We start from the raw sequence: 23,574 nt of genomic DNA, 5'->3' as shown, positions 1-23,574 counted from the left end.
CTGTCTCCTCTTATGATTGACCAGTTCCACCGCCATCCACTTGGTGGTCCTGACTTGCTTGGTAATAGGTGCCCGCCGCCTCATGGCTGACGAGCCCGCGGGCCACGTCCCGGTTCAGGATTTCGGCCGGTCTCTCCGCCGGATCGCCGAAACCGCCCCCGCCGGGCGTTCTCAAGATCAATTCCTCGCCCGGGCCGATCGCGTAGAGACCCTTGCTGTCGATCACCCGGCCGCCGGATATCTCGGCGTGGCCGGGCAGGCCGGGCAGACCGCCGTCACGTCCCGCAGCCCCCTTCTTCAGCCGCTCAAACGCCGCGGCCGACAATTTTAGCGTCTGGCCGCGCGCCGAGCGGATCCGGATCTCCTGGCCCAGTCCGCCGCGATAGCGACCGGGGCCGCCACTGTCGGTGGCAAATTCCTTGGCCGTGTAGAGCAAAGGTGCGACGGTCTCAGCGATCTCGACGGGAACCGTGCCGACGCCGGACGGGAAAGCCGTGGTCGAAAGGCCATCGGAAGACGGACGCGCGCCCATGCCGCCAAGTGCCACATTGAGTGATGAAAAGCCGTCTTCCCCTTCCGCCGAAATCGCCAGCACCCAGAGTGCGCCAGCACTTTCTGCAAGGATGCGTCCCGGCATAGCCTCCGATAGGCAGCCAAGCATCAGGTCGGGCAAGGCCTGCCCCACGACATGACGCGCGGTGACCGGCCAGGGCCGCTCGGCGCTGACAATCAGCCCCTTGGGCGCAGTCACCCGGATCGGTTCGAGTGAGGCATGGTTGTTCGGCACATGCGGCGCAACTGCGACCTTGATACCAAAAGAGGCATAGGCCTGGCTGTAGCTCAGCGGGCAGTTGATGCCTTTTGCAATCGCCGGCGCCGAACCCGCAAGATCAGCGGTGATCGTGCCATTAGCAATCGTCATCAGCGCCTTGAGCCGGATCGGCGCATCATAGCCATCAAGCTCGACTTCGGCCTCGTAGACGCCTTCTGGCAGCTTTTCGATGGCCGCCTTCGTCGCGTCAGCCGATCGCTCGAAAATAAAGGCCGCCAGACCTGCAAGCGAGGCGAGCCCATATTCGCGCATCAGGTCAACCAGCCGCTTGGCGCCTTCATCATTGCAGCTCATCAGCGACAGGATATCGCCCCGCGCTTCACGCGGGACCCGTGAATTGGTGGCAATGAGATCGAGAAGTTCCTCGTTCAGAACACCGGCACGGCGCAGCCTTGTCACCGGAACGAGCACTCCTTCCTCGAAAACCGACCGGGCTTCCGCCGACCAACCGAGCCCTCCGACGTCAACGACATGGCAGGTCGAGGCGATATAGGCGACGATTGTCCCATCGAGAAAAATCGGCGTGACAACGACAAAGTCGAACACATGGCCAGCACCGAGCCAGGGGTCGTTGGTCACCAGCACATCGCCCTCGACCAGCGCACCATTTGCGACCTTTTCCAGCATCGCATTGACCGATCGCGCCATCGTGTTCACATGACCGGGTGTCCCGGTTACCGCCTGGGCCATCATCCGTCCCTCGGCATCGAAAATACCGGCGGAGAGATCCCCAGCTTCGCGGACGATAGCGCCAAAGGCGACGCGCAGCAGCGCATTGGCCTGTTCCTCGCAGACCGAGATCAACCGGTTCCACATCACGTTCATGGCGATGATTTCGGCATCACTCAGACGGTTTTTCGCCATGTCGCTCATGCCGCATCTCCACGTGTCATGACAATATGCCCCACGGGATGGACCATCGCCGTCCAGCCGGCCGGTCCGTAGGTGGTGGTCTGTTCCTCGCTCAGCAGGAAGGGGCCTTCAAATTGGCTGCCAACCGCGGCTTCCTGCCGCGCAAACCGGCTGGCGGCAACCCGCTCGCCCGACGTCGGATCGAACACCGACGTCGTTCCCAGAAAGCCGGCCGTTCCGCCGGCGCCAAGCGGCGCTGGTGTCAAGGCCTGTTCGGGACCGGTCAGAGCCAGGATCAGGGCAACCAGTTCCACTGCGTTGTCGCGCATCCTTGTGCCGTAAATGTCGTGATAGCTGGCGATAAAGCGTGCCTTCATCGCATCGACGTCATCCTGCGTGGCCACAAGACCATCCAGCGCGATCTTCAGCGCATGGCCCTGCCCCTCGTAACGTAGCTCAGCCGAAAGCGTCGTCTGCGCTGACTGGCCAGCGCCCAGTGCCGGAAGCACAACGGCCGATGCCTCTTCGGCCATCGCCTGCTGCAGATGGTGGATGGCGTCGAGATCGATATGGTCGGTCACGGTCAGCACCGAGCGCGCGACCTCGTAGGCAACCGGTGCACTTAGAAAGCCGACCGCAGAGCCGACACCGGCAAGGGCGGGAATCACGATCCGGCCGATGCCGAGCTTTTCGGCAAGGCGGGCTGCATGGAGCGGCCCCGCACCTCCGGACGCCATCAGCGTGTAGCGTGTGACATCCTTGCCCTGCTCGATGGCGTGGACGCGGGCAGCATTGGCCATCGCCTCCTCACCCATTTCGGCAATTCCGGCGGCAGCCCATTCCGGCGATGAAAGGCCGAGCGGTTCGGCAACGTCGCGGGTGATCGCTTCAAGTGCAAGATCAGGGCGTAGCGTCATCGTACCGCCGGCAAAACCTTCAGGCGACAGCTTACCAAGGACGACATTGGCGTCCGTGATCGTCGGCATGAAACCGCCGAGCCCATAGCTTGCGGGTCCGGGAACCGAGCTTGCGCTTTGCGGCCCAACGGCAAGGCGTCCAAGCGCATCGCGCCTGGCAATCGAACCGCCGCCAGCGCCGATCTCGACCAGTTCGGTTGTCGGGATGCGGACCGGCAGACCGCTGCCCTTCACATCCCGCCAGGCTCTGGCGATCTCAAAGCGTCGCGCCGTTGCCGGTGTCGCATCCTCGAGAAAGCAGATCTTGGCAGTGGTTCCACCCATGTCAAAGGCCAGCATCCGGTCGATCCCGACCTCGCGTGATACCCGGACACCGAGCGCAACACCGCCGGCCGGGCCGCTTTCAACCAGCCGGATCGGAACCTTCTTCGCCTGTTCCAGGCTGGTAAGCCCGCCGCCGGACAGCATCAGCATGAATTCGCCGGCAAAGCCGCGGGCGCGCAGCTCATCATCGAAGCGTTGCAGATAGCGCGACATCAGCGGCCGCACATAGGCATTGGCGACCACGGTGGAAAACCGTTCATATTCGCGAATTTCCGGCGACACTTCGGCGCTGAGGCAGAGCGTGACTGACGGATCGAGCCGGGCCCGCAACCATTCGGCGACCATATGCTCATGGTCCGGATTGACGGTCGAATGCAGGAAGCCAATGGCGACGGCCTCGACCCCTTCCCGGCGCAAAACATCGGCGATGGCATCAATTTCGGCCTCATCCGGTGCGCTCAGCACATTGCCATGCGCGTCGATGCGCTCTGAAACCGTCAGCCGCAATTCGCGCGGTACCAGCGGCTCCGGCAGCTGGATATCAGTGTCATACTGATCGAAACGGCGCTCATAGGCCATTTCCAGGATGTCGCGGAAGCCGCGCGTGGTCACCAGCGCCGTTTTAGCACCCCGGCGCTCGATCAGCGCATTGGTGGCAAGCGTGGTTCCGTGGATCACGGTGCCAATGGCACCGAAATCGAGTTCGTTGCGGGCAAGCAGAGCTGCGCCGCCATCAATTGCTGCCCGTTCGGGCGCGTCGGGGGTCGTCAGAACCTTAAGCGAGGTGAGCGCGTCAGCCTCAAGCACGACGTCGGTAAAGGTTCCGCCAATATCTATAGCAAGTCTCAACATGCTTTAAATAGTTCGTACTTTTCGAGAAAGGTCAACAGATATTAATTGGTACTCACAACCGACGCGCGTTACCGGCTATCGTTATAGCGCTGCGTAATATCTGGGAAAAGCACTTTTCCGACGCAGAACGTCATCTCCCAGTCATCGCCCCGCCGGCAGTCGCGTGCCGCCGATCATGGTCCTTCCATCGCCAGTCCGACCGAATTGACGACCGTCAGACCTCTTGCATGTTTGTTACGTATAGGTAATGTAGATTCTCTATAGGTGTTTTATTGAACTCTTATGATTGTTTTGAAACGTATCGTGATCAGGGAGGAGTGAGCGATGCAGATCTTGACGCGGGGGGTAACGTCCCTTGTTTTTTCGGCCCTTTTGTCTGCAGTGATGACTGGAACGGCCTTTGCCGGCGCCTTTGCCTTGCGCGAGCAGAGCGCTGCCGGGCAGGGACAGGCCTTTGCCGGCGCCGCTGCCGGCAGCGCCTTTGTCGGATCCATGTACTGGAACCCGGCCACGATGACGGATCTTGACGGGCTGCAGTTTCAGCTCGATCTGACCGGGATCCTGCCCTATGCGGATATCACCCCGTCACAGGGGACAAGCCCGACGCTCCTGGGTCTCGGCGGCACGGGTTCGACCGGTGACATCGCCATTGATGCGGTTCTGCCCACCGGCTATGTCAGCTATCAGGTCAATGATCAGATCTGGCTGGGACTGGCGCTGAATTCACCCTTTGGCCTGACGACCAAGAACCCGTTCAATTATGCCGGCCAGATCTATGCCCGCACCTCGGAAGTGCGCAGCTATGACATCAACCCGACGATTGCCGTCAAGGTCAATGACTGGCTGTCGATTGGCGCAGGGGTTGAAGCGCTCTATTTCAAGACCCGGCTGACCCAGGCAATGAGCCCCTATACCAATGCCGCCACCGCTTCGCTTGAGGGCGATGACTGGGGCATCGGCTATACGCTCGGTTTTACCGTGAAGCCCAGCGACAGCACCGAGATCGGTGTTGGCTATCGCTCCTCGGTCAATCTCGGACTCAGCGGCGATCTGGTCCTTGGTGCTGCCAAAGCCCCGCTTCCGGCCGGCACTTATGGCATCGACGCGACCTTGCACACACCGGACCAGATCACCGTCGGCCTGAAGCAGAAGGTCTCCGACCGGCTGACCGTCAATGCCGGTTTCGAATGGACAAACTGGAGCCGCTTCGGCACCATTCCGGTCTATGGCAATGCCGGACTGACCAATGGCATGAAGCTTACGGACCTCGCCTTCGAATATCAGGACGGCTACTACGTCGCTCTTGGCGCGGAATATCAGTGGACCGAGCAATTCACCATCCGCGGTGGGCTTGGCTACGAATGGTCGCCGATTACCACCACCAATCGCGACCTCAGGCTTCCCGACAGTGACCGCATTCACGCGGCCCTTGGCGGCACCTACCAGATCAACAAGAGCCTGGCGCTTGATATGGCCTATGAGCACATCTTTCCGGTGGGCAATGGCGATATCGCGATCACCAACGGCAATCCGCATTATGTCTCCGGCCTGCCTTTCGTCGGCAGCGTGACCTCTGATGTCAACATCATCACGCTGGGATTACGCTACCGGTTCGGCGGCTAAATCCGGCGACAGGCTTGGCAACGGCCAGGTCGCTGATACGGCCCGCCGCCAGAAGCGGGCCACCTCAATCCAGTCGGGAGGATAAAATGAAACGGATCGCCATATCGTCGCTCGCCGCATTTTTCATCGCCATTTGCCTGTCTGCACCGGCATCTGCCGCGTCGCCGCAGGGCACATGGCTGACCCAGAGCGGCAGGACAAGGGTAACGATCGCACCCTGTGACGCCTCGCTTTGTGGCACAATCGTCTGGCTCGCGGCGCCAGCCAGAGATACGAAAAATCCGGACGCCAGTGCAAAAGGCCGGGATCTTGTCGGCGCCCAGATGATCTACGCCATGCAGCCGGATGGGGGCGGCTGGACGGGAAAGCTCTATGACTACGAAACCGGCAAGACCTATACCGGCAAGATGTCGCTGACCGACCAGGGCGGGCTGAAACTCTCCGGCTGCATTCTCGGCGGCGCGCTGTGCAGGAGCCAGATCTGGACCCGCGTGAAATAGCGGACCACCGCTTGCCCGCCCGCTTGGTGCTGCCTATCCTGCCGCCGACGCCGATCGGGGAGACGACATGATGATGCGCGCAGAACTTTATGCGGCAGCGGCACTGCTACTGACGGCCATGCCCGCCATAGCTGCCGATGCCGATCTCGGCCAGGCACGCGCCATGGTGATGGCCGCCCTGCCGGACGATTGCGACGCAACTCTTGCCGGGCGGCTCGAAGGCATTTCCAATGAAACCTATGCCGTAACATGGGGAGAGCAAGACTATGATGGAACGCCGCTGCAGCGGCATGGAACGCTCTTCGCGATCCCCTGCTCGCTCGGCGCCTATAATCTTGGCTACGCCTATGTCTTCGCTCCCGAAGACGATTTCCTGCCGATGGCGATCGTCAGCTTCGCCACCCCTGATTTCGTTCTCGAATATGCCGACGACACCGACACGACGCTTTCCCGAGATCCCGTCGTAACCGGCTTTGCCAGCGAGATGCTGCTGGTCAACCCGCGCTTCGATCCCGAGACCAATACGATCACGAGCTTTTCAAAATGGCGCGGTCTGGGCGATGCCTGGGATTCTGGTGAATGGACCATCGACAGGGGGCGGTTCGTGCTGAAGCGCTACGTGATCGACCCGATCTACGAGGCCAATCTCGAAGCGCCTCAGACTATCGAAAGCCAGCAGGAATTCGTGCTGTTTCAGGCTGAGGTCCACCGAAGAAACGGCGCTCACCAGCGCCGCTGACGGTATTCGACCGGGCTGAAGCCCATATCACCGTCATCTACACGTCTTTTCCACTCAGCGGCATAGGTATAGAGCGCTGGCGCAAGGCCGGTAAGTGGATCATCTTCAAAACGGGCAGACGGGGAGGCCTGGCTGACAAGACCGGCCGCACCGACACTGGTGCCACTGCCCCTGCTTTTCTCAACCGGGCGGCCGGTCGCAGCGGCGAGCATTTCGAGATAGTCTCGGTTCTGGGCAAAGGGGCCTTCGACGACAACCGGCCCTTCGGCGCCGGTCAGTGCCAGACATTCCGCCGTCATCAGCGCCAGATACCAGGAAAGGGTCAGCAGTCTCACACCGGGCGTCAGTGCCTCTTCCGGCATATTCCAGCCGCCGGCCCGGCCCTGATAGGGACCGGTATCGCCGATAACCGAGGGCAACAGCATGATGTCCTGCTCAAGTGCGTCCCTGCGATCAGCCGGTTCGATCACCGCTCCTTTCGGCGCCGCGACCTCGAAAACCCGCCCACCCATGAAACGCGCTGACGGTACGGGATCGCCAAGCGCGTTGACATTGATCAGCGTATCGCGAGCCTCATCAAGGGACGGCACGGCGGAACCAACCGCCATGGCAATCACCCATGTGCCCGTCGATACCACGGAAAAGGGCGCCGCGAGGCTTTTCAGATGCGGCAGCAGGGACGCATTGGAATCGTGAAGACCGCAATAGACCGGACAATCGGGCGACAGCCCGGTCTGCGCGGCGATTTCGCCTCCGACCGGTCCCAGAATATCAGCCGCAGCCTTCAGTGGGGCCATCCTGCCCGTCAAGCCGAGGGCTGCGACCAATGGCGAGAACGTCCCAAGCTGCGGTGCCCAGAGATCCGAATGACAGCCCCAGCTCGTCACCTCACTGGCAACCACGCCTGTCAGGCGAAACCCCCAATATTGCGGATAGGTGATGACATGTTCGGTCCGGGCGAAAGCAGTCGGAAAACTCGTCCGCTGCCAGAACAGCTGTGCACCGATATTGAGACCCGCCACCAGACGCGGGGAACCGGTGACAGAGAAGGGTGGCCGGATCGCGTCATAGCGGGCCTTCATCTCGTCCGGTCCGTCATGTTCATAATCGAGCACCGGAAGCGCCAGTCCGCCCTCGCCATCGACAAGGGCCACGGTCGCCCCATGGGTGGTGATCGAAATGGCGTCGATACCGCATTCGCCATTCAGCTGCTCGAGACTGTTGAGAATGAAGGCGAAGAGCCCGTCGACATCATGATGCGGATAGGGCGCACGGCGGATCACGGCATTGGCGCGGGCGCGCCTGCCGGTCTCCGCCCGAGCCTCAAGATCATAGATGATCACCTTGGCATTGGTCTTGCCGATATCGATCACCGCAACGTTGCGAACGGGACTGGCGGACGTCATGCAGGCTTCCTTTTCAGGCGCCGGCCTACCCGCCGCCACAGGATCGGTATGGCAATCACGCCGATCAGCAACAGGCCGACAAAGATCGACATGACGATGCCCGGCACATTCATCAGACCGAAGCCGAAGGTGACGAGGCCAAGCACGAAGGCGGCGATGACAACACCGAAGATCGAGCCCGAACCGCCGAGAATGCTGACCCCACCGAGCACCACCATGGTCACCACTTCCAGTTCAAAACCGAGTGCGATCGAGGGACGGGTGGAGCCGAGACGCGAGGTCAGACACACAGCCGCGATGCCCGACATCAGCCCGGTCAGCAGAAACAGGATGAATTTCACCCGCCCGACGCGAATGCCGGAAAAGCGCGCGGCAGTGGCATTATTGCCAACGGCATAGACCATGCGGCCGAAGCTTGTCTTGTGCAGCAGGATCGCAAACAGCACCGCCAGCACCGCGAACAGTGCCAGCTCGAAGGAAATGACCCAGAACACATAGCCCTGGCCGAAATAGGCAAAAGCCGGCGGATAGCCGGTAAAGGCCTTGTCGCCCAGAACGACATAGGCAAGGCCGCGATAAAGGCTCATCGTCCCGATGGTGACGACGATGGAAGGCAGGCCAAGCCCGGTGATCAAAAAGCCGTTGAACGCACCGCAGATCAGCCCGGTGACAAGACCGATGGCGACAAGCTCACCCGTGCCCGCGCCGAATTGCAGGGCATAGCCCATGGCGGTGGAGGCAAGTGCGATGATGGCCGCAACGGAGAGATCAATCTCGCCGGAGATGATCACCAGCGCCATCGCAAAGGCGATGATCGCCTTTTCGGTAAAATTATAGGTCGCGTCCGACAGGTTCCACGGATCCAGGAAATAGGGCGAGGCAAAACTGTTGATGATGAAAACCGCGACGGTCACCGCAATCAGCAGCGCCTCCCAGCTTCGTGTGATCCGGGAAAATGTGCCGTGCAGCCGGTCGGGAACGAAGCGCGTCTGAATGTCACTCATATGGCATGCTCCGCTTTTTTCAGAATGACACGGCCCTTCGGCCGGGCGGCGCGCGCATTGACCGCCACGGCAATGATGATCACCGTCCCGGAAATCGCCATCTGCCAGAAGGGCGAAATATCAATCACCGGCAGCGCATTCTTGATAATGCCGAGAAACAGTGCGCCCAACACCGCGCCGATGGCCGTACCGACACCACCGGCAATGGAGATGCCGCCGATGACACAGGCGGCAACGACATCAAGCTCGAAGCCGTTGGCGATATCGACATAGGCAACCGCATAGCGCGCAACCCAGAGATAGCCGGCAAGACCCGCCAGCGTGCCAGCGACGACATAGGCGAAGAAATGGGTGCGTCCGACCGAGATGCCGGTATAGACGGCCGCATTCGGATTGCCGCCGACTGCATAGAAGGCCCGGCCGATCCGCGTAAAGGAAAAGACGAGAATCATCACCGCAATCACGCACAGCGCGATCCAGGACAGCAGCGGCAGGCCGAAAATCACCGCCCGCGGCACGGCCTTGAAGGCATCGCTCATCTCATGGGCATTGATCCAGGCGCCATCGGTCAGCAGGAAAATCATCCCGCGATAGACCGTCATGGTGCCAAGCGTGACGACGATCGGCGGAATGTCGAGTTTCCAGACCAGAAGCCCGTTGATGGCGCCGAGCAATGCGCCAGCCAACACCGACAGAACCAGCAGAAATTCCACCGGCACACCGGGAAAACTGGCGTTGACCAGCGCCGCCACCGTGCCGGAGAGCGCTAGATTGGCGGCAATCGACAGATCAATGCCGCGTGCCAGAATGACGGCGGCTTGACCGAGGGCAAGGATGATCAGGATCGCCGTGTCGTTGAAAATCGCGACCGTGCTTTTCGCCGACAGGAAGCCCGAAAAGCGCATCTCGATGAGCGTCGCGAGGATCACCATCGCCAGAACCAGCAAAGCTTCGCGGCTTTTAAGCAGACGCGTGGCCATCAATGCACCTCCCCGATACCGGCGGCGGCGCGAACCAGCTTTTCCGCACTCATTTCGTGTCGCGTGAACTCCGCCGCTATCCGCCCCTCGCGCATCACGATCACGCGGTCGGACATGCCCAGGATCTCGGGAATTTCGGAAGAGACCATGATCACCGAAAGTCCGCCGGCCGCAAGCTCTGACATAAAGGCGTGGACCGCCGATTTCGAGCCGATATCGATGCCCTTTGTCGGCTCATCAAGAATGATGACCTTGGGATTGGTGGCGAGCCATTTGGCAATCACGACTTTTTGCTGATTGCCGCCGGAAAGCTGCCCGACGTTCTGATCAAGGCTCGCGGCCCTGAGATCGAGCCGTTCGGTATAGGCGCGCGCCAATGCAAACTCCTCCGCCATTTTCAGAAAACCCCGCCGTGAAACGGCGGAAAGCGATGGCAGGGTGACATTTTCGAAGATCGGCATGGCGCCGATCGCGCCTTGCGCGCCGCGCTCTTCCGGAACATAGACGATGCCGGCCCTGACTGCCTCGTTCGGCGTGCGGATCACGGCGATCTCATCATCGATGCGGATTGCACCGGCAGACGGCTTCGTCACGCCGAAAAGCGCCTGCATGAACTCGGACCGGCCCGCGCCCACCAGACCGTAAAAGCCCAGAATCTCGCCGCGTCTGAGCGTGAAATTGATATCCTCGAACTCGGTCGGGTGGCGATAACCGGCGACGGTCAGCACCGGCGGACCGATTTCGACCTCCTGCTTGGGGAAGACCTGGCCAACCGGACGGCCAACCATCATTTCCACCAGCGCATTTTCATCGGTTTCGGCAATCAGCCCCTCGCCGACCATCTCGCCATCACGAAACACCGTATAGCGATCAGCGATGCGGAAAATCTCATCGAATTTGTGGCTGATGAACAGGATCGCCTTGCCCTCGGCCTTCAGCTGTTCGGTCAGCTCGTAAAGCTCTTCGATCTCCTTGTGAGAGAGTGCGGCCGTCGGCTCGTCCATGATGACGACACGCGCATCGACGGAAAGCGCCCGCGCCAGCGCCACCATATGACGGTTGGCAATGCCGAGATCGGCGAGCCTGTGGGTCGGGTCGATCTTCGCGCCGATGCCATCGAGAATAGCCTTGGCCTCGCGGTTGATCTTCTTCCAGTCGATCAGGCCGAAGCGGTTTTTCGGCGCGTGGCCGATAAAGATGTTTTCCGCAACGCTCAGCGCCTCGAACAGCACCGTTTCCTGATGGATCGCGGTGACGCCGTGATGCGCCGCATCATCGGCGCTTTGAAAGGCAACCGGCGCGCCGTCGAGCATGATCGAGCCGCCATCCGGCCGGTAGATACCGGTCAGGATCTTCACCAGTGTCGATTTCCCCGCCCCGTTTTCGCCGACCAGCGCCGTGACCTGCCCGGGATAGAGCGAGAGCGAGACATCCGAAAGCGCCATGACACCGGGGAAGGTCTTGGTCACACCTGCAAGGGTGATCGCAGCGGGCGGTGAGCCGATCCGGGGTGTCTGAACCTCTTTATGCAGCATATCCTTCAAACCATCAGCCTGGATCGTTTCAGCGATCCGTTGAAGAAAAGGGGCCGAGCCCGAAGGCCCGGCGCACCACGCCCTGGGAGGCTCAGAAAATGTCCTTGAACTTGTCGATATTCGACTTGTCGTAGACGAAGGGGTCAGCCATGGCGCCAGCATTATCGTCGTCCAGCGTCAGCGTGCCGAGACGGCCCATCGAAAGTTCGGCGCCCGGCTTGGCCTCTGCCCCATCGATCAGATCATTAGCGAGCATCACCGCCGCATAGCCGAGATCGATCGGGTTCCATATGGCAAAGGAAAGCGATGCGCCATTGTCGACATAGGCCGCCATTTCAGACGGCAGGCCGAGTCCGGTGACATTGATCGCGCCAATCTTGCCCGCATCGGTGACGGCCTGCGCCGCAGCGACGATACCGACCGACGTCGGGGCAATGATCGCCTTCAGATCCGGATAGGACTGTATAAGACCCTGCGCCTCGCGGTAGGACTTGTCGAACAGGTCGTCACCATAAACGGTGGTGACCACATGGACGTTCGGATACTGGTCCATGACCTTGTTCATTTCCTCGATCCAGATGTTCTGGTTCGTGGCCGTCGCCGAGGCCGACAGCACGGCGACATCGCCGCCATCCGGCATGTGATCAGCGGCGAGCTTGATGATCATGTTGCCGATCAGCGGGTTCGAAGAGGGGTTCAGATGAACCTGACGGCCCTCCGGGGCAACACCCGAATCCCAGGAAACGACCTTGATGCCGCGTTGCATCGCCTTTTTCAGCGCCGGAACCAGTGCATCAGTATCATTGGCTGAAATAGCGATCGCGTCGACCTTCTGGGCAATCAGCGCGTTGATCACCTCGATCTGACCTTCGGCGGTCGTATCGGTCGGGCCGGTATAGATGATTTCCGTATCGCCGATCTCGGTGGCAGCCTCTTTGGCGCCTTCGGCGGCGGCTTCGAAGAAGCCGATCCCGAGCGCCTTGACCACAAGTGCGATCTTCTTTTCCGCCGCACTGGCTGTCAGCGGAACGGCAATGGCGGCAACAAGAACTGCACCGGCCGTCAGCATGCGTGTCAGATGTTTCATGATATCCTCCCTCGAAACATCATTTTGCAGAATGGAACCGGCCGCCCCTCCTCCGGGTGGACCGCTTCCGGCAAACCTCCTCAGTCCGCAGCGCGATCGCGCTTGCGTTCCTTATCGTTGCCGGAAGTTCCGGCAACGGCGCGGGCAACAAAGCCCGTCAGAACTGCATTCATCCACTCCTCCCAGGCAAGACCACCCTCAACGGGCGGCTGAAACCTCTTTCTCTCCGGCACTTTCGGCCACGATCAGGGTCACGCCAGCATCCTCCAGCATGGCAGCGTCCTTGTCCGAAATCCGGTCATCGGTAATCACCGTCGCAATCCGCTTCAGCGGGCAGAGGATCAGGCTGGAGCGGCGGCCGAATTTTGATGAATCGGCCAGCACCACCAGTTCGTCGGCCTGATCGATCAGTTTCTGTTCGGCCTGGATCAGCAGCGGATCCGTTTCCATCAGCCCGAGCGGGCCAAGCCCCTGCGCGCCCATGAACATGCGTCTCGCCCAGAAATTCCGTGTCACGTCATTGTCGAACGGGCTCAAGATAATATTCTGCTCCCGATAGATCGTGCCGCCCGAAACCATCACCGTGTTCTTTGTATGTTTCAGAAGATGCTCGGCAATCGGGAACGAATTGGTGAAGACCTGCAGCCGCCGGCTGGCCAGGTAATTCACCATCTGGAATGTTGTCGTGCCGCCATTGATGATGACCGAGTCGCCATCGGCGCACAGCTGAACGGCAGCTTTCGCAATCGCCTGTTTCTGCCGCTGATGCATGGTCTCGTTGACGCGAAAAGGCCGCCCGGCGAGGCCGACAAACTGCGGCGGGCTCAACGCTTCGGCGCCGCCACGCACCCGGCGCAACCGCTTTTGCACATGCAGCGCCGCGATGTCGCGGCGGATCGTCGCCTCCGAACTCTCGGTCAGTTCGACCAGTTCGGAAACGGTGACGACGGGCTTTTCCTGCACCGCCGACAAGATGATCCGGTGACGTTCCTTCTCGTGCATGGCTCCTCCAATATTGACATTCTTCATTTAATTCTCGCATTGTCAATCAACTTCAATCATTTTGCAGCGCAATAACGATTTAAATGATCGTTTTTGATTGTTATTGATTGACAAACGTCATGAAGCGGATGATTTTACCGGCACTTGATGACAGGTGCCGGTGATTGCCGTCAATCGCGCGCCATGGGAGGATGAAAGATATGCTGGAGAAAACCCCGTCTGGAAGCTTGAAAAACCTTTGGGATGAAGCAAGGGCCGCGACGATGAGCGAGCCGGAACGGTTGCTCTACCGCTCCAATCTGCTTGGTTCCGACAAGCGGATCACCAATTATGGCGGCGGCAATACGTCGGCCAAGGTCATGGAGAAAGACCCGCTGACCGGGCAGATGGTCGAGGTCTTGTGGGTCAAGGGGTCGGGCGGCGACGTCGGGACGATCAAGCTCGACGGCTTCTCCACCCTCTACATGGATAAGCTCAACGCGCTCAAGGGACTGTATCGCGGCCTTGAGCACGAAGACGAAATGGTCGGCTATCTGCCGCACTGCACCTTTAATCTGAACCCGCGCGCCGCCTCCATTGACACCCCGCTACATGCCTATGTGCCAAAAAAGCATGTCGACCACATGCACCCTGACGCCATCATCGCCATTGCCGCGTCGGCCGATTCACGGGCGCTGACCGAGAAGATCTTCGGCGGCGAAATCGGCTGGCTGCCCTGGAAGCGGCCGGGCTATGAACTTGGCCTCTGGCTGGAGCGATTCTGCGCCGAGAACCCGGATGCGCGCGGCGTGATCCTCGAGAGCCACGGGCTTTTCACCTGGGGCGATACCGCCAGAGAGAGCTACGAAACCACGCTTGAAATCATCAACAAGGCCATGGCCTGGTTCGCCTCCGAGATCACCGGTGACGTCTTTGGCGGTCAGAAGGTCAAGGTACTGGCGGAAGACGAACGCCGAAAGGTCGCCGAGAAGCTGATGCCTGCCATTCGCGGCATGATCTCCGAAACGGAGGGCAAGCTCGGCCATTTCGATGACAGCGAAGCCGTGCTGGAATTCGTTTCCTCGAACCGGCTTGACGCGCTGGCAGCGCTCGGCACCTCCTGCCCCGACCATTTCCTGCGCACCAAGATCCGTCCGCTGGTGATCGATTTCGACCCCGAAAATCCGGATGTCGAGGCCGTACTCGATGGTCTCCCGGCGGCGATTGCCGCCTACCGTGAAGGCTATGCCGACTATTATGAGCGCTGCAAGCGCGACAACTCGCCGGCAATGCGTGACCCGAATGCCGTCATCTATCTGGTTCCCGGCGTCGGCATGATTTCCTTTGCCAAGGACAAAGCGACAGCCCGCATCTCGGCAGAATTCTACGTCAACGCCATTAATGTAATGCGCGGCGCTTCGTCGGTATCGACCTATTGTGGCCTGCCGGAGCAGGAGGCTTTCGATATCGAATACTGGCTCCTGGAAGAGGCAAAGCTGCAGCGCATGCCGAAGCCGAAGCCGCTGGCTGGCAAGATTGCTCTGGTTACCGGCGGTGCGGGCGGCATCGGCAAGGCAACCGCTTTCCGCCTTGCCGGCGAAGGCGCCTGCGTCATGCTTGCCGATATCGATGACACGGCGCTTGAAAGCGCGCGTTTGGAACTGTCAGCGACCTTCAGCAAGGACATCGTGCGGACCGTGCATCTGAACGTCACCGACGAGCAGGAGGTTGCCTCCGGTTTCTCCGAGACATCGGTCGAATTCGGCGGGCTCGACATTCTCGTGTCCAATGCCGGTCTTGCCTCCTCTGCTCCGATTGAAGACACCACGCTCGATCTGTGGAACCGCAATATCGACATTCTGGCGACCGGCTATTTCCTGGTCTCACGTGCGGCCTTCCGCCTGTTCCGCCACCAGAAAGCGGGCGGCAATGTCGTGTTCGTCTCCTCCAAGAATGGTCTTGCCGCTTCGCCCGGCGCGTCGGCCTATTGCACGGCAAAGGCGGCGGAAATTCATCTCGCCCGATGCCTGGCGCTCGAAGGTGCCGCCGCCGGCATCCGCGTCAACACGGTTAATCCCGACGCCGTTCTGCGCGGCTCGAAGATCTGGACCGGCGAGTGGAAGGAACAGCGCGCCGCAGCCTACAAGATGTCGACCGATGAGCTGGAGGCCCATTACCGCGACCGCTCAATGCTGAAGCGCTCGGTCTTTCCGGAAGACATTGCCGAGGCGATCTACTTCCTTGCCTCCGACATGTCTGCGAAATCCACCGGCAACATCATCAATGTCGATGCGGGCAACGCCCAGTCGTTTACGCGATAAGGGGGCATTCATGGACCAGATGATCGACAGCGGCCTCGTCGCCGCCGAAAACGAACGGCGTATCCGCGATCTGGAGACGGACTATGCCGCGCTCGGATCAAAGCTTGCCCGTCAGGGCATCGATATCAACCAGATCACCGCAAAGGTTGCCGGCTTCGCCGTCGCCGTGCCCTCATGGGGCGTCGGCACGGGCGGCACCCGCTTCGCCCGCTTTCCGGGCGCTGGTGAACCGCGCGGCATTTTCGACAAGCTCGAAGACTGCGCGGTGATCCATCAGCTGACACGGGCCACTCCCACCGTCTCGCTGCATATTCCCTGGGACAAGGTTGATGATCTTTCGGCGCTGCGCCAGAGGGGTGAAGCGCTTGGCCTCGGCTTTGATGCAATGAACTCCAACACGTTTCAGGATCAGCCTGGGCAGGCGCACTCCTATAAATACGGCTCGCTCAGCCATGTCGATGCAGCGACACGACAGCAAGCCATCGACCACAATATCGAATGTATCGAAATTGGCCGTCAGCTCGGATCAACGGCGCTGACGGTGTGGGTCGGCGATGGCTCCAACTTTCCCGGCCAGAGCCACTTCACCGGCAGCTTCGAGCGCTATATCGAGGCGATGAAATCCGTCTATGCCGCCCTTCCCGACGGCTGGCGGGTGTTCACCGAACACAAGATGTATGAACCAGCCTTTTATTCGACCGTGGTGCAGGACTGGGGTACCAATTACCTGATCGCCAAGGAACTTGGTGACAAGGCCTTCTGCCTCGTCGATCTCGGCCACCATGCCCCCAACGTCAATATCGAGATGATCGTCGCCCGCCTGGTTCAGTTTTCAAAGCTCGGCGGCTTCCATTTCAACGATTCCAAATATGGCGACGATGATCTGGATGCTGGTGCGATCGATCCCTACCGGCTGTTCCTGGTCTTCAACGAGCTGGTGGATGCGGAAACGTCCGGCGTTAGCGATTTTCATCCCGCCCATATGCTCGACCAGTCGCACAATGTCACCGACCCGATCGAGAGCCTGATGAATTCGGCGATGGAAGTGACCCGCGCTTATGCATCCGCGCTTCTGGTCGACCGGACAGGCCTTGCCGGCTTCCAGGCCGACAATGATGCGCTGATGGCCTCGGAAACGCTGAAGCGGGCCTTCCGCACCGATGTCTCGCCGATCCTTGCGATGGCCCGCTATCGCGCCGGTGGTGCGATCGATCCGCTCGCCACCTACCGGTCGGCCGGCTATCGCGCCAGCGTCGCGGCGACCCGTCCCGCCGTGACCGGCAGCGGCGGCGGCATCGTCTGAGGCCGAAGATGGAAACAATCGCACTCAGAATGGTCCTCAACCCGGGCCAGAAGGATGAATACAAGCGCCGCCATGATGCGATCTGGCCGGAACTCGCGACAGTTCTGAAAGCGGCGGGCGTTTCAGACTATTCGATCTTCCTCGATGAGGAGACCAACCATCTCTTTGCCGTACTGAAGCGCGCGGATGACCATCATATGGCGGAGATACCGAAAAACGAGATCGTCCGCCGATGGTGGGACTATATGGCCGACATCATGGCCACCAACCCGGATAACAGTCCGGTTGAAGTGCCGCTCGTGCAGGTCTTCCACCTGCCGTGAAACACCAGAAGGGCGGCGCTTCTGTGCTGCCTCAGACTGTCGACAAGCTTCGCCCCTTTTTCTGACGTCATGCCTGTGCTTGTCACAGGCATCCAGCCGACGCGCGTCGGCGCGGCGAAAAGACTTTTTTATTCAATGCCTTATGAATCTTGATCCCCGTGACAAGCACGGGGATGACGACGGAGGGAGGGGCTGCTCCACTTCAAACGTGCAATATGAATGGCTTTGTCAGAAGCCTGAGGGCGGCGCTACTGCACCGCCCTTTTTATCTGTCCTGCTTCGCGCCAGAACCCTGCCTCAGACGGCCTTGTCCAGCAGCGCCTTGATATGGGACGGTCCGACCGGACGGATGCCGGCGGGATTCAGGGCCTTGATCGAATAATAACCAGCGGTGATATGGTCCATATTCACCGTTTCCGCGACGCCAGGCGTCAGATAGATCTTTTCCAGATAGGCCGACAGCCCAGGATAATCGGCGATCCGCTTCCAGTTGGTCTTGAAGATCCCGTGATAGGCGGCATCGAAGCGGATCAGCGTCACGAAAAGACGGATATCCGCCTCAGTCAGCCGATCGCCGAACAGGAAGGGGCCTTCCAGTGTTTCCTCCAGCTCGTCCAGCATGGCGAAGACACCGGCAACGGCTTCATCATAGGCCTGCTGGGTCGAGGCAAAACCTGCCTTGTAGACGCCGTTGTTGAGCTGGTTGTAGACACGCGGGTTCAGCGTATCAATCTTTTCGGCAAGATCGGCCGGATAGAGGTCGAGATCCGACGGGGCAAGCGACTGAAATGCGGTGTTGAACATGCGCAGAATATCTGCGCTTTCATTGTTCACCATCACATTGCGCTTCATGTCCCACAGCACCGGAACCGTGGCGCGGCCGGTAAAATGGGCATCGGCACGGGTGTAGAGTTGGTGGATGTGGTGTGCGCCGAACAGCGGATCCTCGTCAGCGCCTGGATAGCCACCAAAGGCCCAGCCTTCGTCAGTCATCACCGGATTGACCACCGTCACCGGGATCAGATCCTTAAGGCCCTTCAGCGAGCGGCCGATCAGCGTGCGCGAAGCCCAGGGGCAGATCAGCGCGACATAGAGGCGGTAGCGACCGGCTTCTGCCTCAAAACCGCCCTCTCCCGTCGGGCCCGGCGCGCCATCAGGGGTGACCCAGTTGCGGAAGGAGGAGACCTGACGGACAAAGCGGCCTTTTTCATCCTTCTTTTGCACGGGCTGCCAGTTGGCACTCCATTTTCCATCAACAAGCATGGTCATTCTCCTTGGGATATTTTGTTTTTTTGACCGCCGCAGAGATGCTGCGGCGGCCATGATGCTATCGCTTACTTGAGCCGGCGTGAAGGCAGCAGGGCATGAACGCCATCGCCGAGCAGTGCCAGCGCAAACTGGACAAAGGCCCACATGACCGGATATTCCCAGCCGCCGCCATTCGGATTGGCAAAGCTGAAGCCATTCTGGATATGGCCGAACAGGGCAGCGCCCAGAAGTTCGAGGCCGAGAACAAACGAGAATTCGCGGGTTTTGACGCCGAGGATCAGCGCGACGCCGCCGACAATTTCAAGGATCATCACGATGATGCCGAGAAAACCCGGCAGGCCCAGCGATGAGAAATAGCCCATCGTGCCGGCAGGCGTGAACACGAACAGTTTTGTCAGGCCGTGCGTGATAAACAGAAGGCCGGTGACAACACGCAGCAGAAGCGCTGCATAGGGAGCGGTTTTAAGGTCGATCATGATCTTTTCCTTGGGAAGCGCCGCCGCACTGAGGCGGCGGCATGTGTCTGGATGCGATGAAGGGGAAGGCTTAGCGGGCGAGCCAGAGCGGAGCGATTTCCGTGCCCTGACCGAGCATGTAGCCGAACTGGATGTTCATGAAGCCAAGCGGCTCGAGATAGCGGGCGTTCTTCAGACCACCGGCGTTACGGGCGTCAAAGCCAGCATCCTTGGCAAGGGATATGACCGCATCACGGGCCGCCTCGTCATCACTGGCAACGAAGGTCTGCAGCGTGTGTCCGCCGAAGTTGAAGCTTCCGCCATAAAGGCCGGCGAAAACGGTGTTGAAAGCCTTGACCACATGGGCGGCAGGCAGGAGCTTTACAATTTCTTCGGCAGCCGAGCTTTCGCCTGAGACGGAAAGCGCCGAGAAATCTTCGGTGATCGGGTTTGTCACATCAATGACGATCTTGCCGGAAAAATCGGCTGTGGCAGCAATGGTGGCGATGGCGCCATAGGGCACGGCGAAGATGACCGCATCAGCCTGGGCGACGGCTTCAGCGACGGATGCGGCCTGAACTGTCAGACCTTCGCCTTTCAGCGTGTCAGCCAGTGACTGACCGCCCTTGCGGTCAGCAACGACAACGCCGTGGCGCGTCTTTGCGAAAGTGCGGGCGAGGCCCGAGCCGATATTGCCGGTTCCGATAATCGCAATGTTCATCGTTCTTCTCCTTGGGGGCGCTGAGGCGCCTGTCACTGGGCGTTCGGATTGTTCCTGCCCGTTGTTCGATGACCAGAAGATGCGCCTTGCAGATCTTCTTTGAAAGGGCGAATATATGGAATGATATTCGCCGTTTTGTTCTGAAAGGTCGACCATGGACACGCTGGACGGGTTTCGTGTTTTTGTTGCCGCCGTCGAAACCGGCTCCTTTGCCGGCGCCGGCGAGCGGCTGGGCATCTCGGGCAAGCTTGCATCGAAATACATGGCTGAGCTGGAAGAGCGGCTCGGCACACGGCTACTGCAGCGCACGACCCGGCGGCTTGGCATGACGGTTGCCGGTGAGCGGCTTTATCAGCGCCTGCCCGGTTGGCTCGATGCGCTGGAGGACATCCGCAACGACGTCAAGGATGACGGCCGCGGGCTTTCCGGCACATTGCGCATCTCGGCCCCGGTCACATTCGGCGAAATGCATGTGTTGAAAAGCCTTGCCGCTTTCCGCAGCAACCATCCGGATCTGACAATCGACCTCAGGCTTTCCGACGCCTATGCCGACCTCGCTGCTGAGGGCGTCGACCTTGCCATCCGCATTGGCCAGTTACAGAATTCAGCACTGATTGCCCGCAAGATCGGCCACACGGCGCTGGTGCTGGTGGCCGCGCCCGGCTATCTCGAAAGACACGGCACGCCACAGCGTGTCGAAGAACTCGCCGATCACCACTGCATCCGCGACACCAATATGCGCACGCCCGGTGGGACATGGCCGCTGATGCTGAAGGGGGAGGCCGTCAGGATTAGGGTCGGTGGGCATTTTCTGGTCAATTCCGCCCGCTCGGTACGCGAATTGTGCCTTGCCGGCGAAGGCATCGCCCTGGCGCCGGACTACGCTGTTTCGGGTGCAATCACCGATGGCCGGTTGATCCGCATATTGCCGGACAGCGCCGGACCCGGCCTTGATATTCACGCTGTCTACCTTGATGGCCGTCGGATGCCACGGCGCGTCCGCGCCTTCCTTGATCATCTGAAAACCGAGCCGCTGGTGCCCTGACATGTTTGCAGGGCACCAGCCGCTGTTTGCAATGCAATGGAGGCCATGTTAGCTTTCATGGCAATATTACGGCACGGCCGAAAGTTCGAATTCGCTCATCGGCGCATCGAGAACACAGCGTCTTTGAAAAAGGAAGATTAGCGGGACGGCAATCCCGAAAAAAATGAAGGAAGAACGGTGACGACATTTTCCAGAATCATGGCACCGGTTGATCTGATCCATCTGGACAAGCTTCAGCGCGCGCTTGATATTGCCGCTGATCTTTCAGGCTTTTATGGCGCACCCGTCACCTATGTCGGCATCTCCGCCGCGACCCCCGGTGCGCTCGGTCACAACCCCGCCGAATTTGCTGACAGGCTGAGCCAGTTTGCCGATGCCGAAAGTCGCCGCCGTTCCATTGCCACGGCCAGCCACCCGGTTATCACCCATGATCCCGCCCGCGATCTCAATCCGGCGCTTGCCCAAGCGGTCGAAACGATCGGCGCCGATCTGGTCGTGATGGCAACCCATATTCCCAATCTCGCCGACCATTTCTGGCCTTCCCATGGCGGCGCTCTATCTCAGCACACGAAAGCATCTGTCTTCCTGGTGAGACCCTGATCGGGAACACAGTGACAGGTCGGTGCATTGAATAAGGCAGAATTGTGTACGCCAGTCATCGCTGACGCCAATTCCGCCGGGCGGCCTGAGGGAGACGGGCCGCAACTGAGAAACGAACATAACTAGGAGAGACAATATGAGCGACACGGGCATTCCGGAACCGGAAGGCGACACGGACCTGATCGAAACCGATTATGAAATCGGTCAGGACAACATCACCACGTCGATCGGTCCCTTCGGCCTGGATGTCCACAATCCAGTCTTTGCGATCTCAGGTCTGACCATCGTCGCCTTCGTGCTCGTAACCCTGGCCTTTCAGAATGAGGCGGGCGCCCTGTTCAACGGGCTTCGCGACTGGCTGACCTCCACCTTCGACTGGTTCTTTCTGCTGGCCGCCAATGTCTTCGTCGTGCTGTGCCTGTTTCTGATCGTCTCACCTTACGGCAAGATCCGGCTGGGCGGGAGCGAGGCCACGCCCGATTATTCCTATTCCGGCTGGTTTGCCATGCTGTTTGCCGCAGGCATGGGCATCGGCCTGATGTTCTACGGCGTTTCCGAACCGATCTCGCATTACACGTCCTCGGTTGCAGCCAATGCTGGCACGCCGGAAAGCTGGGCACCGCTTGGCGGGGCACCCGGCAACGAGGAAGCTGCGCGCCAGCTTGCCATGGCTGCCACCATATTCCACTGGAGCCTGCACCCTTGGGCGATCTATGCCATTGTCGCCCTGGCGCTGGCGCTCTTCTCGTATAACAAGGGCCTGCCGCTGACGATGCGCTCGGTGTTCTACCCGATCTTCGGCGAACGGGTCTGGGGCTGGACCGGCCACGTGATCGATATTCTGGCGGTGTTTGCAACGCTGTTTGGCCTTGCCACCTCGCTTGGCTTTGGTGCCGAACAGGCCAATGCCGGTCTCAATCACCTGTTCGGCATTCCGATCAACAATGTCTCAAAGGTTGTGCTGATCGTCGTCATCACCGGCATTGCTCTGACGTCGGTGGTTGCAGGCCTTGATGCCGGCGTCAAACGGCTGTCCGAAATCAACATGTATCTCGCCGCCCTGCTGCTGCTTTTCGTCCTGATCGTCGGACCGACGCTTCTGATCATCAGCGGATTTTTCAGCAATCTGGTTGAATATGCCCGCTACCTGCCGGCACTTTCGAACCCGTTCGGACGGACAGACGACAATTTCCGCGATGGCTGGACGGCTTTCTACTGGGCCTGGTGGATTTCCTGGTCACCCTTTGTCGGCATGTTCATCGCCCGCGTCTCGCGCGGACGCACGGTCCGCGAATTTCTCACCTGCGTGCTGATCATCCCGTCGATTGTTTCGGTGCTGTGGATGACGGTCTTTGGCGATACCGCGATCCATGAGCTGATCGACCAGTCCTATTCGGCCCTTGCCGATGCGCCCCTGGCGCTGAAACTCTTCGTCATGCTGGAAAAGCTGCCGCTGCAGGCGATTACTTCGGTGATCGGCATCGTGCTGGTGATCGTCTTCTTCGTCACCTCGTCGGATTCAGGCTCGCTCGTCATCGATACGATCACGGCTGGCGGCAAGGTGGACGCGCCGACGCCGCAGCGGGTTTTCTGGGCTTCTTTCGAAGGGCTGGTTGCCATTGCCCTGCTGCTCGGCGGCGGCCTTGGCGCCTTGCAGGCCATGGCCGTCTCGACCGGCTTTCCCTTCACCATAGTCCTGCTGCTTGCCTGCTATGCCATTCTGAAGGGCCTGCATGCCGAACCGCGCTGACCCGCAGATAATGGAATGATCCTGGTCGAGAGGATGGCATCAGCCATCCTCTTGCCGTTTGAGCCAGCGCAAATCATCGATCGCGCTGGCGGTTTATGCTGCAACGCAACCCGCTGTGAGGGGGCATGAGGCGCGCGCAGTTGAGGGGGTCACTG

Annotated in this window: 20 protein-coding genes; 9 read left to right on the top strand and 11 right to left on the bottom strand. The window is 60.1% G+C overall.

Annotated elements, in window-relative coordinates; translation table 11 throughout:
- Positions 1–10: 10 nt before the first annotated feature.
- Both HCK86_RS10570 and HCK86_RS10565 read right to left on the bottom strand, forming a co-directional pair.
- Positions 11–1,705, bottom strand: coding sequence for a hydantoinase B/oxoprolinase family protein (locus HCK86_RS10570; RefSeq protein WP_210259875.1), 1,695 nt, complete (start codon positions 1,703–1,705; stop codon positions 11–13).
- The gene (locus tag HCK86_RS10565) at positions 1,702–3,777 is read right to left on the bottom strand and encodes a hydantoinase/oxoprolinase family protein (RefSeq protein WP_176084418.1); all 2,076 of its coding nucleotides are present in this window, start codon (positions 3,775–3,777) and stop codon (positions 1,702–1,704) included. The genes HCK86_RS10570 and HCK86_RS10565 overlap by 4 nt, the downstream gene beginning before the upstream one ends.
- A 324-nt stretch (positions 3,778–4,101) precedes the next feature.
- On the opposite strand from HCK86_RS10565, the gene HCK86_RS10560 reads away from it, so the two are divergent.
- The 3 genes from HCK86_RS10560 (at position 4,102) to HCK86_RS10550 (ending at position 6,639) form a co-directional block, all read left to right on the top strand.
- Positions 4,102–5,400, top strand: a complete 1,299-nt coding sequence (locus HCK86_RS10560; RefSeq protein WP_246739545.1) for an OmpP1/FadL family transporter — start codon at positions 4,102–4,104, stop codon at positions 5,398–5,400.
- Between the two features lie 86 nt (positions 5,401–5,486).
- Positions 5,487–5,900, top strand: a complete 414-nt coding sequence (locus HCK86_RS10555) for a DUF2147 domain-containing protein (protein WP_176084417.1) — start codon at positions 5,487–5,489, stop codon at positions 5,898–5,900.
- A gap of 67 nt (positions 5,901–5,967) precedes the next feature.
- Positions 5,968–6,639, top strand: coding sequence for a DUF1176 domain-containing protein (locus HCK86_RS10550; RefSeq protein ID WP_176084416.1), 672 nt, complete (start codon positions 5,968–5,970; stop codon positions 6,637–6,639).
- On the opposite strand, the gene HCK86_RS10545 is transcribed toward HCK86_RS10550, so the two are convergent.
- From HCK86_RS10545 to HCK86_RS10520, 6 genes are all read right to left on the bottom strand, one after another.
- The gene (locus HCK86_RS10545) at positions 6,624–8,045 is read right to left on the bottom strand and encodes an FGGY-family carbohydrate kinase (protein ID WP_176084415.1); all 1,422 of its coding nucleotides are present in this window, start codon (positions 8,043–8,045) and stop codon (positions 6,624–6,626) included. The genes HCK86_RS10550 and HCK86_RS10545 overlap by 16 nt on opposite strands.
- Positions 8,042–9,049, bottom strand: coding sequence for an ABC transporter permease (locus tag HCK86_RS10540; protein WP_176084414.1), 1,008 nt, complete (start codon positions 9,047–9,049; stop codon positions 8,042–8,044). Before HCK86_RS10540 ends, HCK86_RS10545 begins: the two co-directional genes overlap by 4 nt.
- Positions 9,046–10,029: an ABC transporter permease gene (locus HCK86_RS10535; protein WP_176084413.1), complete on the bottom strand. Its 984-nt coding sequence runs from the start codon at positions 10,027–10,029 to the stop codon at positions 9,046–9,048. Before HCK86_RS10535 ends, HCK86_RS10540 begins: the two co-directional genes overlap by 4 nt.
- A complete protein-coding gene (locus tag HCK86_RS10530) occupies positions 10,029–11,564 on the bottom strand; it encodes a sugar ABC transporter ATP-binding protein (RefSeq protein WP_176084412.1) in 1,536 nt (511 codons plus the stop codon). The genes HCK86_RS10535 and HCK86_RS10530 overlap by 1 nt, the downstream gene beginning before the upstream one ends.
- A 91-nt stretch (positions 11,565–11,655) precedes the next feature.
- Complete coding sequence (gene rhaS, locus HCK86_RS10525) at positions 11,656–12,651, bottom strand: rhamnose ABC transporter substrate-binding protein (protein WP_176084411.1); 996 nt, start codon at positions 12,649–12,651, stop codon at positions 11,656–11,658.
- Between the two features lie 198 nt (positions 12,652–12,849).
- Positions 12,850–13,653 (bottom strand): DeoR/GlpR family DNA-binding transcription regulator, encoded by an 804-nt coding sequence (locus HCK86_RS10520; protein WP_176084410.1) that lies wholly within the window; start codon positions 13,651–13,653, stop codon positions 12,850–12,852.
- 200 nt (positions 13,654–13,853) lie between these two features.
- Here HCK86_RS10520 and HCK86_RS10515 point away from each other — a divergent pair, with 200 nt between their 5' ends.
- Genes HCK86_RS10515 through rhaM form a run of 3 tightly spaced genes read left to right on the top strand, consistent with a single transcriptional unit; the run spans position 13,854 to position 17,579 of the window.
- On the top strand, positions 13,854–15,953 hold the full coding sequence (locus tag HCK86_RS10515; protein ID WP_176084409.1) for a bifunctional rhamnulose-1-phosphate aldolase/short-chain dehydrogenase: 2,100 nt from the start codon (positions 13,854–13,856) through the stop codon (positions 15,951–15,953).
- Positions 15,954–15,963: 10 nt separating this feature from the next.
- Positions 15,964–17,256, top strand: a complete 1,293-nt coding sequence (rhaI, locus tag HCK86_RS10510) for an L-rhamnose catabolism isomerase (protein WP_176084408.1) — start codon at positions 15,964–15,966, stop codon at positions 17,254–17,256.
- Between the two features lie 8 nt (positions 17,257–17,264).
- A complete protein-coding gene (gene rhaM / locus HCK86_RS10505; protein WP_176084407.1) occupies positions 17,265–17,579 on the top strand; it encodes an L-rhamnose mutarotase in 315 nt (104 codons plus the stop codon).
- 297 nt (positions 17,580–17,876) lie between these two features.
- Here the strand turns inward: rhaM and HCK86_RS10500 are convergent, their stop codons facing one another.
- From HCK86_RS10500 to HCK86_RS10490, 3 genes are all read right to left on the bottom strand, one after another.
- The gene (locus HCK86_RS10500; protein ID WP_176084406.1) at positions 17,877–18,842 is read right to left on the bottom strand and encodes a glutathione S-transferase family protein; all 966 of its coding nucleotides are present in this window, start codon (positions 18,840–18,842) and stop codon (positions 17,877–17,879) included.
- 71 nt (positions 18,843–18,913) lie between these two features.
- Positions 18,914–19,324: a DoxX family protein gene (locus tag HCK86_RS10495; RefSeq protein WP_176084405.1), complete on the bottom strand. Its 411-nt coding sequence runs from the start codon at positions 19,322–19,324 to the stop codon at positions 18,914–18,916.
- Positions 19,325–19,394: 70 nt separating this feature from the next.
- Entirely contained in the window at positions 19,395–20,024 is a 630-nt protein-coding gene (locus HCK86_RS10490) for an NADPH-dependent F420 reductase (RefSeq protein ID WP_176084404.1), read from the bottom strand.
- A 154-nt stretch (positions 20,025–20,178) separates the two neighbouring features.
- Between HCK86_RS10490 and HCK86_RS10485 the strand changes: the two genes are divergently transcribed.
- The 3 genes from HCK86_RS10485 (at position 20,179) to HCK86_RS10475 (ending at position 23,419) form a co-directional block, all read left to right on the top strand.
- Positions 20,179–21,069 (top strand): LysR family transcriptional regulator, encoded by an 891-nt coding sequence (locus tag HCK86_RS10485; protein WP_176084403.1) that lies wholly within the window; start codon positions 20,179–20,181, stop codon positions 21,067–21,069.
- A gap of 177 nt (positions 21,070–21,246) precedes the next feature.
- Positions 21,247–21,669 (top strand): universal stress protein, encoded by a 423-nt coding sequence (locus HCK86_RS10480; protein WP_348641066.1) that lies wholly within the window; start codon positions 21,247–21,249, stop codon positions 21,667–21,669.
- 136 nt (positions 21,670–21,805) lie between these two features.
- Complete coding sequence (locus tag HCK86_RS10475; protein ID WP_176084402.1) at positions 21,806–23,419, top strand: BCCT family transporter; 1,614 nt, start codon at positions 21,806–21,808, stop codon at positions 23,417–23,419.
- Positions 23,420–23,574: the final 155 nt, after the last annotated feature.

It is taken from the genome of Martelella sp. HB161492 (assembly GCF_013184775.1).
Classification (GTDB): Bacteria; Pseudomonadota; Alphaproteobacteria; order Rhizobiales; family Rhizobiaceae; genus Martelella.
The sequence above is the reverse complement of the archived record's forward strand: the minus strand, read 5'-3'. Positions and strand labels throughout refer to the sequence as shown.

Excerpts from the sequence above, each read along its gene's own strand:
- HCK86_RS10560 (WP_246739545.1), top strand. The coding sequence starts at position 4,102 with ATGCAGATCTTGACGCGGGGGGTAACGTCCCTTGTTTTTTCGGCCCTT.
- rhaM (WP_176084407.1), top strand. The coding sequence starts at position 17,265 with ATGGAAACAATCGCACTCAGAATGGTCCTCAACCCGGGCCAGAAGGAT.
- HCK86_RS10545 (WP_176084415.1), bottom strand. The coding sequence starts at position 8,045 with ATGACGTCCGCCAGTCCCGTTCGCAACGTTGCGGTGATCGATATCGGC.
- HCK86_RS10520 (WP_176084410.1), bottom strand. The coding sequence starts at position 13,653 with ATGCACGAGAAGGAACGTCACCGGATCATCTTGTCGGCGGTGCAGGAA.
- HCK86_RS10540 (WP_176084414.1), bottom strand. The coding sequence starts at position 9,049 with ATGAGTGACATTCAGACGCGCTTCGTTCCCGACCGGCTGCACGGCACA.
- HCK86_RS10550 (WP_176084416.1), top strand. The coding sequence starts at position 5,968 with ATGATGATGCGCGCAGAACTTTATGCGGCAGCGGCACTGCTACTGACG.
- HCK86_RS10500 (WP_176084406.1), bottom strand. The coding sequence starts at position 18,842 with ATGCTTGTTGATGGAAAATGGAGTGCCAACTGGCAGCCCGTGCAAAAG.
- rhaS (WP_176084411.1), bottom strand. The coding sequence starts at position 12,651 with ATGAAACATCTGACACGCATGCTGACGGCCGGTGCAGTTCTTGTTGCC.
- HCK86_RS10515 (WP_176084409.1), top strand. The coding sequence starts at position 13,854 with ATGCTGGAGAAAACCCCGTCTGGAAGCTTGAAAAACCTTTGGGATGAA.
- HCK86_RS10535 (WP_176084413.1), bottom strand. The coding sequence starts at position 10,029 with ATGGCCACGCGTCTGCTTAAAAGCCGCGAAGCTTTGCTGGTTCTGGCG.
- HCK86_RS10565 (WP_176084418.1), bottom strand. The coding sequence starts at position 3,777 with ATGTTGAGACTTGCTATAGATATTGGCGGAACCTTTACCGACGTCGTG.
- HCK86_RS10475 (WP_176084402.1), top strand. The coding sequence starts at position 21,806 with ATGAGCGACACGGGCATTCCGGAACCGGAAGGCGACACGGACCTGATC.
- HCK86_RS10530 (WP_176084412.1), bottom strand. The coding sequence starts at position 11,564 with ATGCTGCATAAAGAGGTTCAGACACCCCGGATCGGCTCACCGCCCGCT.
- HCK86_RS10570 (WP_210259875.1), bottom strand. The coding sequence starts at position 1,705 with ATGAGCGACATGGCGAAAAACCGTCTGAGTGATGCCGAAATCATCGCC.
- HCK86_RS10490 (WP_176084404.1), bottom strand. The coding sequence starts at position 20,024 with ATGAACATTGCGATTATCGGAACCGGCAATATCGGCTCGGGCCTCGCC.
- rhaI (WP_176084408.1), top strand. The coding sequence starts at position 15,964 with ATGGACCAGATGATCGACAGCGGCCTCGTCGCCGCCGAAAACGAACGG.
- HCK86_RS10555 (WP_176084417.1), top strand. The coding sequence starts at position 5,487 with ATGAAACGGATCGCCATATCGTCGCTCGCCGCATTTTTCATCGCCATT.
- HCK86_RS10495 (WP_176084405.1), bottom strand. The coding sequence starts at position 19,324 with ATGATCGACCTTAAAACCGCTCCCTATGCAGCGCTTCTGCTGCGTGTT.
- HCK86_RS10485 (WP_176084403.1), top strand. The coding sequence starts at position 20,179 with ATGGACACGCTGGACGGGTTTCGTGTTTTTGTTGCCGCCGTCGAAACC.